This is a genomic window from Streptomyces sp. ICC1, assembly GCF_003287935.1.
Lineage (GTDB): Bacteria > Actinomycetota > Actinomycetes > Streptomycetales > Streptomycetaceae > Streptomyces > Streptomyces tritrimontium.
Genome location: NZ_CP030287.1, coordinates 7,574,479 through 7,589,149, shown reverse-complemented (window position 1 = coordinate 7,589,149; position 14,671 = coordinate 7,574,479). Strand labels below are relative to the sequence as shown.

The window sequence follows — 14,671 nt, the reverse complement described above, 5'->3', positions numbered from 1 at the left end:
AGTCGTCTGATCACGTGGTTCTGAGGCCGCCGCATCGAAGGCGGACTGACGCACACTCGCGCGCTGGGCGGCCGAAACGGGCCCCCGCCTGACGCGGGAGGCCGCACCGCGCTTGACGCGTTCGACGACCGGCGCGGTGATGGTGACGGGGATTCCGGAGGTTGCGGGGGCGCCCGTGATCCGGTTGAGGGCCTCGTCGCCGGAGCGGACCTGGGTGGTCTGCGCGACGATCCCGGCGGCCTGCATGAGACGGGGCATGTCGCGGCACTGGTTGGGGGTGACCAGGGTGACGACGCTGCCGGACTCGCCGGCGCGCGCGGTACGGCCGCCGCGGTGCAGGTAGTCCTTCAGGTCGGTCGGCGGGTCCACGTTGACGACCAGGTCGAGGTTGTCGACGTGGATCCCGCGAGCGGCGACGTTCGTGGCGACCAGGACGCTGACGTGTCCGGTCTTGAACTGGGCCGGCGGCGGCACGGACCCCGCTGTTGAGGAGCTCCTGGGTGAGGCGGTCCACGGCGTGCTTGGTGTCGAGAAACATGATCACGCGGCCTTCGCGGGCGGCGATCTCCGTCGTCGTCCGCTGCTTGTCGGCGCCGTGGACGTGCAGGACGTGGTGCTCCATCGTGGTGACCGCGCCCTGCGAGGGGTCGACGGAGTGCACGACGGGGTCGGTCAGATAGCGGCGCACCAGCAGGTCGACGTTGCGGTCCAGGGTGGCGGAGAACAGCATCCGCTGACCTTCGGGACGCACCTGGTCGAGGAGCTCGGTGACCCGGAGGCATGAAGCCCATGTCAGCCATCTGGTCGGCCTCGTCCAGGACGGTGATCCCGACCTGGTTCAGCCGGCAATCACCACGGTCGATGAGGTCCTTCAGCCGGGCCGGGGGTGGCAACCACGACTTCGGCGCCGCCGCGCAGGGCGCCAGCCTGGCGGCCGATGGGCATGCCGCCGACGACGTTGGTCAGGCGGAGCTTCACCGAGCGGGCGTACGGGGTGAGGGCATCGGTCACCTGCTGGGCCAGTTCACGGGTGGGTACGAGGATCAGCGCGAGCGGCTGCCCCGACTCGGCGCTCTGGCCGGCCGTACGGGCCAGCAGCGCGAGGCCGAATGCCAGGGTCTTTCCGGAGCCCGTGCGGCCGCGGCCCAGGACGTCCCGGCCCGCGGGGGCGTTGGGCAGGGTGGCGCCCTGGATCGGGAAGGGCACGCTCACGTTTGCGCGCCGAGGGCGCCCGGCATGTCGAGATCGGCGAAGGCTTCGACGGGAGCCAGCGCGGGCGTGATCGCCTTCGGTGGCGGAACTCGCCCTGAGTCGAGGCGGGCCCGACGCCGGAACCGCCCGAGCAGCTCGGACCTGCGGAACGGCTCCGGCGAGTCGAGGAACCGAATCGGCTGCCCCGCTCGGAACCAGTGCCGAAAGCGGGACGCCGGTGCGACTGCGGGAAGAGCGCTCGTTCTTGCGTGTGGAGTTCATGCGAAACCTTCCTTGATGCGGAACTCATCAAGGAGTTCGCGCAGCGGAAGAGCGGCGCGGGTAATTGCGAGAACGGCCGAATGGAATGTGGAGCGGATCCGTTCCGCGAGAAATGTGTGCGGGTACGGGCGCTTGCCATGGGGTGGCGTCATACGGACGCGAAAACCGGAGAAATGAGCTCCGGTGCGTCTCCGAGGAGGCGGCAGCCCATGCCTGAACCCGCAGGTGGAACCACCGCGGGAGATGTGTGCAGCTGGGGCCCGCACCCCGAGGGGTGCGGGCCCCAGCTGCAGAATGCGCGTCAGCGTCAGGCGGGAACGATGTTCTCCGCCGTCGGGCCCTTCTGGCCCGGCGCGATGTCGAAGGTGACCTTCTGGCCTTCGAGCAGCTCGCGGAAGTCCTGGGCGGCGATGTTCGAGAAGTGGGCGAACACGTCAGGGCCGCCACCGTCCTGCTCGATGAAGCCGAAGCCCTTTGCCGCGTTGAACCACTTCACGGTGCCAGCAGCCATGTCATATCTCCTTGGGGCAGTACACCGGAGTCCGCACTGTGCGGAGACCGTGTCGCCGCGATGATGCCCCGCCCGGAAATTGACCGGAAATATGAAGCACCACCAGGCGGCGCGGAGGCCGACTGGAGGTGCTCTAAGTTTTTGGGTACCAAAACTGCAACGGAGATGGACAGTAGCATGCCGCAGCGGATTGCATGGGTCGAATGTATATACCCCTTGTGCTGCAGCAAAAACTCTCCTCGCGTTGCCCGCCAAACTCTCTGGCCGCGGGGACAGGTATTGATTCATGCCCAGTGCAGCGTTTCCAAAGTTGGGGTATTCGCCGGCTACGACGTAGCAGGCCCATCGGAGCGTCCTACTCCTCCCCGAGCGTAGTGGGCGGGGCAGGATGGTGAGGGTGATGGCTGAGGTGAGGTTCGAGACCCTGGTGTGCACGCACTGCGCTGCCGGGCCGGCTGCCGGGCAGGTCTGCGCAGCAGTAGCCCGCCGGGGTCTGCCTGTCAGACCTGGTCCGTAGCGTCGAAGACGAACGGGCTGGAGCGGCCGGCCCGAGCGGGAAGGGGCGAGGCGATGGGCGAGATCAGCGTGAGCACGGAGCACCTGGACCGGCTGGCTGCTCGCCGACAGCTCCGGCGCCTACCGTGCCCCCTGCCGGCACGCTTTCGCGGAGCTTGCCCGTACGTACGCACCAAGGCCGTCCCGCCGGCGAGATCCTGCCGCCGCTGGCCCGTGCCGCGGACCGGGCGCCGCTTGGGTTCTGGTCCGCGGATCTGTGGGAGCAGGCTCCGGCGATCAGCAGCGGTGAGACGTACGTTCTGCGGGTCCACGTCACCTGACGTCCTCCCGGGGGGGCGGAGCGGACCGGGCGCCGGGATCACATGCCCGTGCGGGGTGTCAGCCGCGGCTGCGTGGGTGACACCCCGCTGTCGGCCAGGCCCCGACCCCCGCCCGGCCCGGTCCTGGACGCGGCGCCGAGCGGGCGGCCGTGTTCGCCGACAACGGCCCCCTCAGTCAGCAGCAAGGGGGCCACTCAGTGTGCTCGCCCTACGGGCAGAGCCTGCCAGGCCTCGGGGTGCAGTCGTCGCCCGGATCCACAGGGCCGCCCGGCCGGAAATTGGACCACCACAGCGGGGTGGACCCGTAATAGACCACGAGGTTCCCGCCGTTCTGGATCGCCAGATGCGCACCCCAGTGATGGTCGGTGGCACTGTTCCACAGCGGGCGCATCGCCGCGTCGTAGGAGACGAGGTTCCCGTCGGCCTGCATGTAGAAGGTATTCCCGTAGCCGTAGCTGCCCACGGCCGTCCAGATGGCAACGTTGTCGCGGTAGAGCACCACGTGGCCGTCGTACTGCTGGATCAGCATGGTCCGGCGGTCGGGCGAATACCAGGCCTCGCCCCGGTTCAGGCCGGTCGTGCCCGTGATGACGGTCTCGGTGTCACTGCTGCCCAGGGCGGCCGGGGCAACAGCCGAAGTGGCGGGCGAAGCCTGCGCCGCCGTGGCGCCAAGCCCGGCTGGGACCAGGGCAAGCACCGCGGCGGCGGTCAATAAGAAGGGGCGAAAGCGTATTCGGTTCATGGGAACTCCGTCTGGTGCGATCCGGATGGACGCCCGTAGCCTCGCAGTGGAATCTCGCACTCAGCAGAAGGAATTCGGCCGTTGGGCCGTGCCATGAGCGGGAGGGGCCGCGGTAATCACGCTGACCGGCAAGGTCTTCGACGACGGAGCATCGCCCTCGTCGCCGTGGCCGGGCCGCAGTCGCGGTGGCCCATCGTTAAGGCGGGGTAGTCGTCAGCGCCGAGACGGCCAATCGAGTCGTCTGCGGTCGCTGCACCTCTCTCACCGAGCGCACGGAGGGGCCCTGGTGCCTATGGCACCAGGGCCCCGAAGGAACTGCTACACCATCTGCCGGCCCTAGTACTGCGCCGGCCTTTTGTTTCCGCGTGCGCGGCCTGACTGCTGCCGGAGGCGCGGGGATCGCGGTTGCTTGACCGGAGACCACCTCACTCACGATGTCCTGCGGTACCCGGACTCACACTGACGCCCGGGCGATCCTGATGGCGCTCGGCTCCTCCGTTCTTCCCTCGGTGATCAACTACCTACCTGCGGGGGACTGCGTACTGCGGGTACTGCTCTACTGCGGGTACTGCTGATATTGCGAACTGCTCCGTGGCCTGGCTGAGCGCCACTCTCCGGCAGCCAGCCCCGTCGCCGTTCCTGCAACTGCTCTGGCTTGGAACCCCACTACCGAACTTCCCGATGCGCGCGCCAGCAGCCGACGCCTTCACCGAGGTACTGCTCCACTCACTTCACTGCTGGGTACTGCTCTTACCGCTGTACCGCGAACCGCTTTGTACTGCTCGTGACCTGACCGAGCGCCACGTTTCGGCAGCCAGCCCCGTCGCCTGTCTTGCGTCTGCTCTGGCTTAGAACCCCACTGCCGAACCTCCCGGTGTACGCGCCCGCACTTCGACACGCTCACCGAGGTACCACTCACTGACTTCACTGCCGGGTACTGCGAACTGCGGGTACTGCCACTGCGTCAACTGCGGTACTGCTCTCGGCGACCCCTGATCACTGCGGGCCACCCGGTCCGGTCGCCAGTCCCGTCGCCGTCCTGCAACCGCTCTGGCTTCGAAACTCCACCACCGCACCGTCCTGCGCACTGCAACTACGGGTTCTGCATGTACTGCTGCCCGGCAGTTCGTCTCTGCCAGGCCCTGCTGTCTCTCTGGGCTACGAGAGAAACCATAACCACACCACCTCGCAATGTCTACTCCGGCCATCACAGATTTTCGTTCGCATGTCGGAGAGGTAATCGACCACGGGCGGAGAGGCAGTGGGGCGCGGGCGCAAGACGGTCGTCGCCGGGTCACGCCGCGCAGGCCGGGGCACAAGCGCACGCAGGCGCTACGCAGCGCACCGCGACGGCGACGATCACCGCTCCCCGAATCAACGGCCCGCCCCATTCCACGCGGGCGCCCCGCGACACGGGGTTCGTACGACCCGTTCAGTCCTTGGCCGTACGTGGTTCCAGAGGGGCGGGCCAGCCAGCCAGGCAGCCGGGTCCGAGGGCTCTCGTGGTGCAATGGGGCCTGTCCGATGCCGCTCCGGCGCGGATCGTTCGCGTACGGGGCGCAGTTCCCGGGTGGCATCGAGCAGCAAGGGGTCCGCTGTGACCGCAGGAGAGCCGGACAGCGGGCGGGCGTCTCGGTCCGACGCCGGCGGAGGCCGCCACGGCAGGGCGATGACTCTGGCGGGGATACTGGAGGCGTCGGAGGCCGCGGCGCCGGTGGAGTCGCTCGACGTGGTGGCACGGATGCTCAGGGAGCACATCGGGGCGGCGTCGGTGTCGTTCCTGATCACTGACTTCACCGGCAATTCGGTCGTACGGCTGGGAGCGGCGGACCGCGTCGAGACCGATGAGCCGGCCCAGCGGATCCCGCTGCGCGGCACCCTGTACGACGACGTGATCCGCAGCCAGCAGCCGAAGGTGGAACACAGAGGCGAGAGCCGGCTGGTGCGGGTCGTCGCTCCAGTGACCAACCGCGGGGACGCCATCGGACTCCTGGAACTGTTCCTGCCCGCGGTACCGGACGCGGAGGTGATGCGGGAGATCGGCGAAACCGCGCACGCGCTTGCGTACATCGTCATCGCGAACCGGTCCCACACCGACGTGTACCAGTGGGGCCGGCGCACCAAGCCGCTGAGCCTGGCAGCCGAGATCCAGCACCGGCTGCTCCCCGCGTCACTGGCGTGCGAGGCGGCGCAGTTCGCGGTCGCCGGGGCCCTGGAACCCGCCGAGCATGTCGGGGGCGACACCTTCGACTACGTCATCGACCGGGACACCGTCCAGCTGTCGGTGACCGACGCCATGGGCCACGACGTTGACGCCGCGCTGCTCGCCACCCTGGTCGTGGGCGCCCTGCGACGGGCCCGACGGGAAGGTGCCGACCTCGCTGAGCAGGCCCGCCAAGCCGACCAGGCCATGCGTGACCACGGCCGCAGCGGCTTCGTCACCGGCCAGCTGCTGCGCATCAGCCTCCTCGACGGCCGGACCGAGTTCGTCAACGCCGGGCACCCCTGGCCACTGCGGATGCGAGACGGCAAGGTCGAGGAGATCGTTCCGAAAGTCGACCGGGCGTTCGGCCTCAATATCGAACCCTCACAGCCCAACACCTACCGGGTGCAGACCTTGGACCTTCGGCCCGGCGACCGGCTGATCATGCTGACCGACGGCATGCTGGAGCGCGACGCCGAGAGCCTCGACCTGTCGGACCTGATCATTCGCACCCGCGAACTGCACCCCCGCGAAGCCGCCCGCACCCTCATCAAAGCGATCGTCGACGCCGGCGACGGCCACCTCGACGACGACGCCACCGTCATGTGCCTGGACTGGCGCGGCGTCCACAACTCCGAACGTGATGCCGCCAACGGTGCCGACCTCACCGACGCCTCACCACCGTCAACGACACGATGGCCCGCTCCTCAGCGGCAGTAAAGCGGCAGCAGATCCGCCCGCATGCGGCCCGCAACGCCGGGCAGGTCGGCGAGGTCGGACCGGCAGATCCCCGGCGCACCGGAATCCCCGTCGCTCACCCGGGCAGGCAAGGCCGATTGGGGAGGGGCGCCATAGGGTGGGCACCCGCAGAGGGGGCAGACGCCGTGGAAGCCCACCGTGTGGAGGGAGACCCGTGGTTTTGCCCCTGCTCGTCCTCGATCAGCCCGTGCCACGTGCCGGCCAGCCGACGACGACAGTACGGGGCGCCGCTCGCGACTTCCTCCACCGCGCCGCACAGGTCCGGGCCCCCGCCCAGCCCGAATACCCCGACGCGGTCCTCCTGGTCATCACCGAACTCGTCACCAACGCGATCCGTCACACCGAGGGACCCGCCGCCCTCCACCTCGAACTCCACGACGACCACATCGAGATCCGCGTCACCGACACCAGCCCTCACCCGGCTGAGCCCCGCCGGCCCCAGACCGACGGCAGCGGCGGCTACGGATGTCACCTCATCGAACGCCTCACCACCCACACCCACACCGAACCCACCCCCGACGGCGGAAAGACCATCTGCGCCCACGCCCCCTGGTAGCAGCCCCGGCCTACAAGCACGGCGTCGCCACTTCGCCATGGCCGGCCGAGCGCAGCTCCGCGGCGCGGGTATCGGGTATCGGGTATCGGGTACCTGGCGATGGCCTTACTGGTCGGCGCTGGGGACAGCGAGCAGGTTGGTCAGGCGGTTGCCGGCTGGGGCTGGAGCAGTTGTGGCTGGCCGAAGAGGAGGGCGTAGCCGTCGGGGAGCCGGCGCAGGATGCGGGCGAGGAGGTCGGGGCCGGCGAGGGCGGAGACGGGGGCGAGGACGGCGCCGGTGTCCCAGCGGGTGGTGGCCGGTGTGGCGCCGGTACGGGCGGCCAGGTCCTTGATGAACCCCCATCCGGTGAGCTGCTCGGTGTCGGGGATCTGCGCGGTCAGGGTGAGCGCGGCTTCGACGGGCAGGCGGCGGGCGAGGTCGACGCGTTCGTCGCCTGTGATCTGCCGTCCGAGAGCGGCGATAACGGTTCGGACGGCTTCCTCGGCGCGTTCGCGGGTGGGGTAGGCGCCCTCGTAGCGGACGCGTTCGAGCAGCTGGTCGTACGTCATGGCCGCCGCGATGGAGCGTTCCGGTCGGGTCTGGTCGTACATGACGGGGCGCTGTCCTTTCTGGGTCGGGTGGGGTGGGAGAGGTGTAAAAGAGACAGGAGGGCGCCTCTGCGGTGCAGCGCGGCGAGCGCGATCGCGGACGACAGGCCCAGGCAGAGGCAGAAGGCCCACGGCAGCCAGGCGAGACTGCTGTTCCCGCCGAGGTCCATGGCCCAGCCGACGGCCATGTTTCCGATGGCGGCTGCGAAGCCGGAGACCACGTAGAACAGGCCGTAGTACGTGCCGGTGAGGCCGTCTCGGCCGAAGGCCGGTATCAACTCCATGACGAACGGCTGGGCGATCATCACGCCGAGGTGGAGCAGCAGGGCACCGGCGAGTACGGGCAGCAGGCGCGCCGGGTGCGTGCCGGAGGCGCTCGCGACGAGCATGGGCGGGACGAAGCCGAGCCCCATGACGGCCAGTCCGGTGGCGATCCAGCGGGCGCGGCTCCCCCGGGACTTCAGCCGCCGGGTGATGCGCAGCTGGAAGAGCAGGTTAACGACGGTACCGGCGAGGAAGAGCAGGCCGATGGAGCCGTCCCAGCCCGTGGCCTGGTGTGCGGCATGGGGCAGCAGCAGGTAGAGCTGGTTCTCCATCCCGTACATGCCGACCATGGCCAGCGCGAAGGCGAGGAACCTGCGGTTGCCGAAGACCTCCCGCCAGTCACCGGCCACGGTCCCGGACGGGCTGGGGACGGAACGGGCGGGCAACACCATGGTCTGGGCGAGGGTGAGCAGCGCGAAGATGGCCGCTGCGGTGAGCGCCGCCGCCTTGAAGTCCACGAGCAGCAGCAGGGTGCCGAGGAGGGGCCCGAGCAGCGCTCCCGTGGTGGCGAACACGTTGAACAGCGCGAACGCCTCCGCCTTGCGGTCGTTCGACTCCTGGGCGATGTACGTGCGCACGGCCGGGTTGAAGAGGGCCCCGGCGAGCCCGCTGAGTATGGAGGCGGCCAGCAGCACGGGAAGCCCGTCGCCGAGCGCGAACAGGGCGAATCCGAGCGTGCGCAGCGCACATCCCGCGATGATCACACCGCGGGCGCCGAGCCGGTCGGCGGCCGATCCGCCGATCAGGAACATTCCTTGCTGGCTGAGGTTGCGCAGGCCCAGGACCATGCCGACGACGGCCGCCGACATGCCGAGGTCGTCGGTGAGGTGGGTGGCGAGGTACGGGATGAGCAGGTAGAAGCCGGTGTTGACGCCGAGCTGGTTGACCAGGAGGAGGCGCACGGCGAGCGGAAAGCTCCGTGCGGCGGCGAGGGTTCTCACCGTCCTGCCTCCCCGTCGGCGCGTCTGACGCCGAGACCGGAGCGACTCGCGGCCCGTACGGTGCCGTCCGCACCGCCGATTCCGGTCCAGGGGTCGTCGGCGAGCAGCAGGTGCCCGTCGAGGTCCACCCAGCGGGCCCGGTCGGCGATGTGGACGGCGGGCGCTATGCCCAGCGAGCTGGCGGTGAGGCAGCCGAGCATCAGATCGGTGCCGCTGCCGCGCAGGGCCTCGTGGATGCGCAGCGCAGCCCGTACCCCGCCACACTTGGCCAGTTTGACGTTCACGCCGTGGACCCGTCCGGCCAGCGCGACGGCGTCCTCGTAGGAGACCGCGTCCTCGTCGGCGATGACGGGGACCGGGGACTCCTTCGCCACGCGGGCGAGGGCGTCGGGGCGGCCGGGTGCGATCGGCTGTTCCACGGCGGTGACGCCGAGGGCGGCGAAGCGCGGCAGCAGGGCGAGGGCCTGGTGTTCGCTCCAGGCGCCGTTGGGGTCGAGCAGGAGACTCGCCCCGGGGACCGCGCAGTGGACGGCGGCCACGCGGTGGAGGTCCCGAGCCGGGTCGGGGTGTCCCGCCTTGACCTTGAGGACGGTGAATCCGGCGGCGGCGAGGCGGGTGGCCTGCGCGGCGGCGGCCTCGGGCGCGATGATGCCGATCGTACGGGCGGTCGCCGCGGCGGGAGCTTCGTGCGTGCCGAGCAGCTGATGGACGGGCCGGTCGGCCCTCTTGCCGACCAGGTCGAGCAGGGCCGCCTCGATCGCCGCCAGAACGCCGGCAGGAAGGCCCGGCGGGCTCCCGGCGTCGTACTCATCCCATGCGGTCTCGGGGTCGGGGAGGCGTTCGATGCCCGGGCGGGCGGCGACCAGGTGCTCGATGATCCGGGTCGTGGGCAGGCCCAGGTAGTCGCTGCTGACGGCCTCGCCCCAGCCGCGCAGCCCGCCGTGTTCGACGGTGACCCAGACGGCGTCGCGGCGGGCCATCACCGATCGGGAGATGCGCAGCGGCTCGGCCAGCTCCAGTTCCGTGGTGCTCCAGCTGAGCTTCATGCCGGACCTCCTTGCACGGGCGCGGGTACGACGGGACGGCCGGCCGCCACCGGGTCGACGACGGTGCGGCAGCGGACCCAGCCGGTCGCCTCGGTCGCCCACGGGTGCGGGATCTCCAGGGGGCGGTCGGCGAGTTCGGCTCGGTCCAGGCCGTGGGCGTGGCAGAAGTCGTCGTCGTAGACGGTCCCCAGGTAGCGGTGCGGCCCGTCCGGGAAGACCGTCGCGACGACGGCGCCCGGTTCCACCCGGGCCGCCCAGGCGGAGACGAGGGCGACGGCTCCGGTGCTCCAGCCGCCGCTGACGAAGCTGGTACGGGCGAGCCTGCGGCAGGCGTCGACCGCTTCGGCCGGGCCGACCCAGTGGACCTCGTCGAAGGCGTGGTGGGCGACGTTGCGGGGGTGGATGCTGCTGCCGAGTCCGCGCATCAGACGGGGCCGGGCGGGCTGGCCGAAGATCGCCGAGCCCACGGAGTCGACGCCGATCACCTTGAGCCGCGGCCAGCGCCGGCGCAGCGCACCGACCAGTCCGGAGCTGTGGCCGCCGGTGCCGACACTGCACACCAGGACGTCCAAGTGGTCCAGTTGGCCGCACAGTTCGGCGGCCATCGACAGGTACCCGGCCGGGTTGTCGGGGTTGTTGTACTGGTCCGGCCAGTAGGCCTCCGGCATCCTCGCCAGGACCTCGCGGAGCCGGGCGATCCTGGCGGCCTGCCAGCCGCCCTCGGGGGCGGGCCGGTCGACGAGCTCCAGCTGGGCACCGTAGGTGCGCAGCAACTGGCGCATCGAGGGCTCCAGTTCGGCGTCACCGACGAGGACAACAGGATGACCGAGGGCCTGCCCGGCGAAGGCCAGGCCGATACCCAGCGTGCCGGAGGTCGACTCGACCACGGGGGCGCCGGGGAGCAGCTCCCCACGCCGACGGGCACCGCGCAGCATGGAGACGGCCGCGCGTGCCTTCATCCCACCGGCGCTCAGACATTCGAGTTTGGCCCAGAAACCGGGGTGGGGGTAAGGGAGTTCCGTGCGGACCCGGGCGAGCGGGGTGCGGCCGATGAGGTGGAGCAGGTCGGGGTTGGCGACACCTGGGGCCGGCCGGTGCAGCAGGGGCGCGGTGGTCACCGGGTGCCTCCGTAGCGGTGGATGACACCGGGACCGCCGTCGAGCCAGAAGAACGGGTAGGGCTCGGCCGACACGGCGCTCACCCCGGCGCCGAGGAAGCGCGGCAGGATGGCACTCCCGGTCTGCGCGAACATGACGAGGGGCTTGCCGGTCGCGATGGCGTGGTCGAGCAGCGGCTGGAAGGTGCCGTTCCCGAGCGTCATGCCGGAGGCGAGGATCGCGTCGCAGCGCTCCAGCTCCGCGAGGGCGTCCGTGCGGACGGGCTCGCCCCACTCGGTGGTTCCACCCTTGAGGTCGCAAGGGATGTAGCCGGTGCCGCGCTCACGCAGCTGTTCCAGCAGGGAGTTGACGACGCCGATGACGAGAACCTTCCCGACCCGGGTCGAGGGGAGGAGGTCGACGACCGCGCGGGCCCGGGCTCGGGAGCGGTGCAGGGAGCTTCCGGCGGGCAGCGGGTAGGGGCGGGCGCCGTGGTCGGGGGTGTGCGGGCGTACTCGCATGAGGTAGGCGTCGAGCGCGGCGATCCGTACGGGGAGGAGCGGGTGGTCGAGGAGTTCGGCCACGGTGGTGCCGACGCAGTCGTCGAGTGCCTCTGCGGGCAGCGCGCCGGGCTCCACGGCGCAGGATCCGACGGCCCCGGCCAGGCGCAGGCTGAGGACTTCATTGCGGTAGCCGCCGGCGCGGCCTTCGTGGCGTACCGCCTGGGCGGTGGTGAAGGCGAGCGCGATGCGCTCCTGGGCCGGGTCGGGGCCGTAGCCGCCGGTGCGGACGTGTTCGATGAGCTGGTCCAGCGTGCGGACGGCGGGCTCGCGCAGGGTGGGAGCGGTCATGCGGGCACCGCCGACGGCAGCTCGGCCGGACACTCTTCAGCCGGACGCTCTTGAGCCGGACACTCTTGAGCCGGACACTCTTGATACCTGGGGCGCAGGCGGGAGAGCAGCCGCTCGGCCGTCTCGCGGGCGCCGCCGCCCTGGGTGTCGGCGGTCATGATGTGGCCGAGGTACTCGTTGTTGCTGGTCACGGCGCGCACCGTGCGGCCCGGCTCGGCGAGGGTGAGCTCCAGGACCTCGGGCTCCTCGCGTAGGCCGTCGGCGCCGTCGATGGCGGTGAGAGTTCCGGTGGTGTCGGGGAGCAGGAAGACGATGGCGGCGCTGCGCACGCCGGTGACTCGGGCCGTGAGGTCGGGGGTCCGGCCGAGGGCCACGTCCACACACGCGGCGGCCAGGTCGACACCCGTGACATGGCGGACCAGCTCGGTGATCCGGTTGCCGGCCGGGCGGGGGTTCACCTCGACCACCCGGGGCCCTTGGGGGGTCAGTTTGATCTCGGTGTGGCAGACCATGTGGTCCAGCCCAAGGCCCTTGATCGCCGCCACTGCGGTGTCGACGGCCTCCCGCTCCAGCGCCGGCGAGATCCCCGCCGGGAACATGTGGCCGGTTTCGATGAAGGCCGGGGCCCCGCCCACGCTTTTGTCCGTGACCCCGACCACGTGCGTGGCGCCGCCGAACGAGACGGTCTCGACACTGACTTCGGGGCCGGTGAGGAGTTCTTCGAGGAGGAAGACGGGGCTACGATCCTGGCCCCGCGCGTTGACGGGGAACTCGGCCAGCGCCCGGCAGGCCGCCTCCAGTTCCCCCTCGTCGCGGACCTCGCGAACCAGCATCCCAGCGCACAGGTCGACAGGCTTGACGACCAGCGGATACCCGATCTCCCTGGCGGCTGTCAGCGCGTGCGCCACATCACCGCAGACCGCGAAGCGGGGGCCGGGCACCGCGGCCTCGGCCAGCACCCGGCGGGTCAGGTCCTTGCGGCAGGCCGCCTCGACCGATTCGGCGGCGGGGCCGGGCAAGCCCAGTCGCTCGGCCGTGCGCGCCACCGCCGGCAGGTAGTAGTCGCAGGAGGAGACGACCCCGTCGAAGCCCAGCACGGCGTGCAGCCGCTCCAGGTACGGCAGCAGTGCGTTCATGTCGTTGGTGTCCGCGGTGATGATGTTGCGCGCCGCCAGCAGCGGGTGCGGGCCGTCGGCTCCGGCGCCCCGCAGGTAGTGGTGCAGGTCCCGGGTGACGAAGGTGAACTCGTGTCCGCCTTCGCGGATCGCCCTGGGCAGCAGCCTGCTCATCGACCCCACCCAGCTCTCGATAACCAGCAGATGTCCCACGGGACTCCCTCTCAGACCGCCATGACAGCTCTCGGGCATACCTGCGGCGCGGACCGCCCGACAGGAGGCATCCGCACCGAACCGAGGTGAAGCTATCCGAAATAGTTTTCATTTCCAATAGGGCGGTACTCCGGGTAGCCTGCTGCTCCGGAAGCCGGAGGTGGAGTGATGGGGAATCTGATGCAGGATCAAGAACTCGGCCCGTACGTGGTGAGGCACGCCAGGGCGCAGGACGTGCCCGGCGCGCGCAGCGTCATGCTCGACACCTTCTACGGGGAGTTCGACTACGGGTACGTGCCCCGATGGCACTCCGACGTCGTCGACATCGACGGCACGTACCTCGAAGACCCGCGCCACACCCTCGTCGTGGCAGTACGGGACGGTGAGGTCGTGGGCACCACCGCGCTGCACTCCCGGGGCCCCGCCCACCCGCCGCACCCGCGATGGCTCGCCGAGCGCTACCCGTCAGGACGTACCGCGCAACTCCTCCGCGTGTACGTGCGCCCTGACCACCGCCGGCACGGACTGGCCCGCGCCATGGTCCGGACGGCCTGCGAGTTCGCCGCCGCTGTCCCCGGCTACGAGAGCATCTACCTGCACACGAATGTGGACATCCCCGGCGCGGAGGCGTTCTGGCGCAGCCTCGCCACCGAGGTCTGCGACGCCCGCACGACGGGCGAGCACGGCGGCTTCGGGACGGTCCACTTCGAAATCCTCATCCCGGCCACCACTTACGCACTCGGCGTTCCTGCGGCGGTGCGCACCTGAGCCCCTCGTCGCCCACCCGGGGCAGATCCGGAGTGTGGCCGGCCAGCCGCGCCGAGTTCACGACGACCGCGATGCCGCTGGCATGACACAGCGGGCCGCGAGGAACGAGTGCATCCACCCGCCAACATGGCGAGCAGGCGCGCAGGATGAGCAGGGTCGCGGCGCCGGATACACCGCCGCCCTGTACACCGCCCGCGCCAACCTTGCGCCGCTCGTCTCGGTGGCGCGATCTTCGTCGGCGGCTCACTGACGACGACCACCGAGGTCGAGAGCTTCCCCGGCTTCCCCCAGGGCATCGACGGCCCGGTCCTCATGGAGAGCATGCGGGCCCAGGCCGAACAATCGACGCCGAGATGATCGACAACGACATCTCTCCGTCGCCCTGACCGGCGACATCAAGACCGTCACCGACTCCGAGGGCACCGTCCACCGCGCGACGACGGCGATCATCGCGACCGGCTCCGGCTGCCGCAAACTGGGCCTGCCCAAGGAGGAAGAGCTCTCCGGCTGCGGCGTCTCCTGGTGCGCCACCTGCGACGGGGCCTTCTTCCGCGACCGCGATATCGTCGTGGCTGGCGGCGGCGACACCGCCCGTTTTGCGGTCACCGCGCTCGGCCGGCGCCTCGCACTGCCGCCCAGGATCCAGGTC

Annotated in this window: 12 protein-coding genes and 2 pseudogenes; 5 read left to right on the top strand and 9 right to left on the bottom strand. The window is 70.4% G+C overall.

Annotated features, from left to right (window positions below; genetic code table 11):
* Window positions 1-24: 24 nt before the first annotated feature.
* Window positions 25-1,473 (bottom strand): annotated as a pseudogene (locus DRB96_RS35420) (DEAD/DEAH box helicase); the annotation flags it as partial.
* Window positions 1,474-1,780: 307 nt separating this feature from the next.
* Entirely contained in the window at window positions 1,781-1,984 is a 204-nt protein-coding gene (locus tag DRB96_RS35415; RefSeq protein WP_112452105.1) for a cold-shock protein, read from the bottom strand.
* A 671-nt stretch (window positions 1,985-2,655) separates the two neighbouring features.
* Between DRB96_RS35415 and DRB96_RS45360 the strand changes: the two genes are divergently transcribed.
* A complete protein-coding gene (locus tag DRB96_RS45360) occupies window positions 2,656-2,820 on the top strand; it encodes a hypothetical protein (RefSeq protein WP_239516454.1) in 165 nt (54 codons plus the stop codon).
* Between the two features lie 208 nt (window positions 2,821-3,028).
* Here DRB96_RS45360 and DRB96_RS35405 read toward each other — a convergent pair whose 3' ends face one another.
* The gene (locus DRB96_RS35405; RefSeq protein ID WP_112452104.1) at window positions 3,029-3,562 is read right to left on the bottom strand and encodes a hypothetical protein; all 534 of its coding nucleotides are present in this window, start codon (window positions 3,560-3,562) and stop codon (window positions 3,029-3,031) included.
* 1,669 nt (window positions 3,563-5,231) lie between these two features.
* Between DRB96_RS35405 and DRB96_RS35395 the strand changes: the two genes are divergently transcribed.
* Window positions 5,232-6,485: a PP2C family protein-serine/threonine phosphatase gene (locus DRB96_RS35395; RefSeq protein WP_112452102.1), complete on the top strand. Its 1,254-nt coding sequence runs from the start codon at window positions 5,232-5,234 to the stop codon at window positions 6,483-6,485.
* Window positions 6,486-6,678: 193 nt separating this feature from the next.
* On the top strand, window positions 6,679-7,080 hold the full coding sequence (locus DRB96_RS43380; protein ID WP_162688825.1) for an ATP-binding protein: 402 nt from the start codon (window positions 6,679-6,681) through the stop codon (window positions 7,078-7,080).
* 140 nt (window positions 7,081-7,220) lie between these two features.
* Here DRB96_RS43380 and DRB96_RS35385 read toward each other — a convergent pair whose 3' ends face one another.
* From DRB96_RS35385 to DRB96_RS35360, 6 genes are read right to left on the bottom strand one after another with little or no spacing between them, the layout of a single operon-like run.
* Window positions 7,221-7,670 (bottom strand): DUF2267 domain-containing protein, encoded by a 450-nt coding sequence (locus DRB96_RS35385; protein WP_112452100.1) that lies wholly within the window; start codon window positions 7,668-7,670, stop codon window positions 7,221-7,223.
* Window positions 7,625-8,932 carry an MFS transporter gene (locus DRB96_RS35380; protein ID WP_112452099.1) on the bottom strand — a complete coding sequence of 436 codons (1,308 nt, stop codon included), beginning with the start codon at window positions 8,930-8,932 and terminating at the stop codon, window positions 7,625-7,627. Before DRB96_RS35380 ends, DRB96_RS35385 begins: the two co-directional genes overlap by 46 nt.
* The gene (locus tag DRB96_RS35375; RefSeq protein ID WP_112452098.1) at window positions 8,929-9,978 is read right to left on the bottom strand and encodes an enolase C-terminal domain-like protein; all 1,050 of its coding nucleotides are present in this window, start codon (window positions 9,976-9,978) and stop codon (window positions 8,929-8,931) included. Before DRB96_RS35375 ends, DRB96_RS35380 begins: the two co-directional genes overlap by 4 nt.
* On the bottom strand, window positions 9,975-11,096 hold the full coding sequence (locus DRB96_RS35370) for a pyridoxal-phosphate dependent enzyme (RefSeq protein WP_112452097.1): 1,122 nt from the start codon (window positions 11,094-11,096) through the stop codon (window positions 9,975-9,977). Before DRB96_RS35370 ends, DRB96_RS35375 begins: the two co-directional genes overlap by 4 nt.
* Window positions 11,093-11,926, bottom strand: coding sequence for a DUF364 domain-containing protein (locus DRB96_RS35365; protein ID WP_112454139.1), 834 nt, complete (start codon window positions 11,924-11,926; stop codon window positions 11,093-11,095). The genes DRB96_RS35370 and DRB96_RS35365 overlap by 4 nt, the downstream gene beginning before the upstream one ends.
* Window positions 11,923-13,254 (bottom strand): ATP-grasp domain-containing protein, encoded by a 1,332-nt coding sequence (locus tag DRB96_RS35360; RefSeq protein WP_204357900.1) that lies wholly within the window; start codon window positions 13,252-13,254, stop codon window positions 11,923-11,925. The genes DRB96_RS35365 and DRB96_RS35360 overlap by 4 nt, the downstream gene beginning before the upstream one ends.
* A gap of 168 nt (window positions 13,255-13,422) precedes the next feature.
* Here DRB96_RS35360 and DRB96_RS35355 point away from each other — a divergent pair, with 168 nt between their 5' ends.
* Together DRB96_RS35355 and DRB96_RS45355 are read left to right on the top strand one after the other, a co-directional pair.
* On the top strand, window positions 13,423-14,022 hold the full coding sequence (locus DRB96_RS35355; protein ID WP_112452095.1) for a GNAT family N-acetyltransferase: 600 nt from the start codon (window positions 13,423-13,425) through the stop codon (window positions 14,020-14,022).
* Window positions 14,023-14,134: 112 nt separating this feature from the next.
* Window positions 14,135-14,653 (top strand): annotated as a pseudogene (locus DRB96_RS45355) (FAD-dependent oxidoreductase); the annotation flags it as partial.
* Window positions 14,654-14,671: the final 18 nt, after the last annotated feature.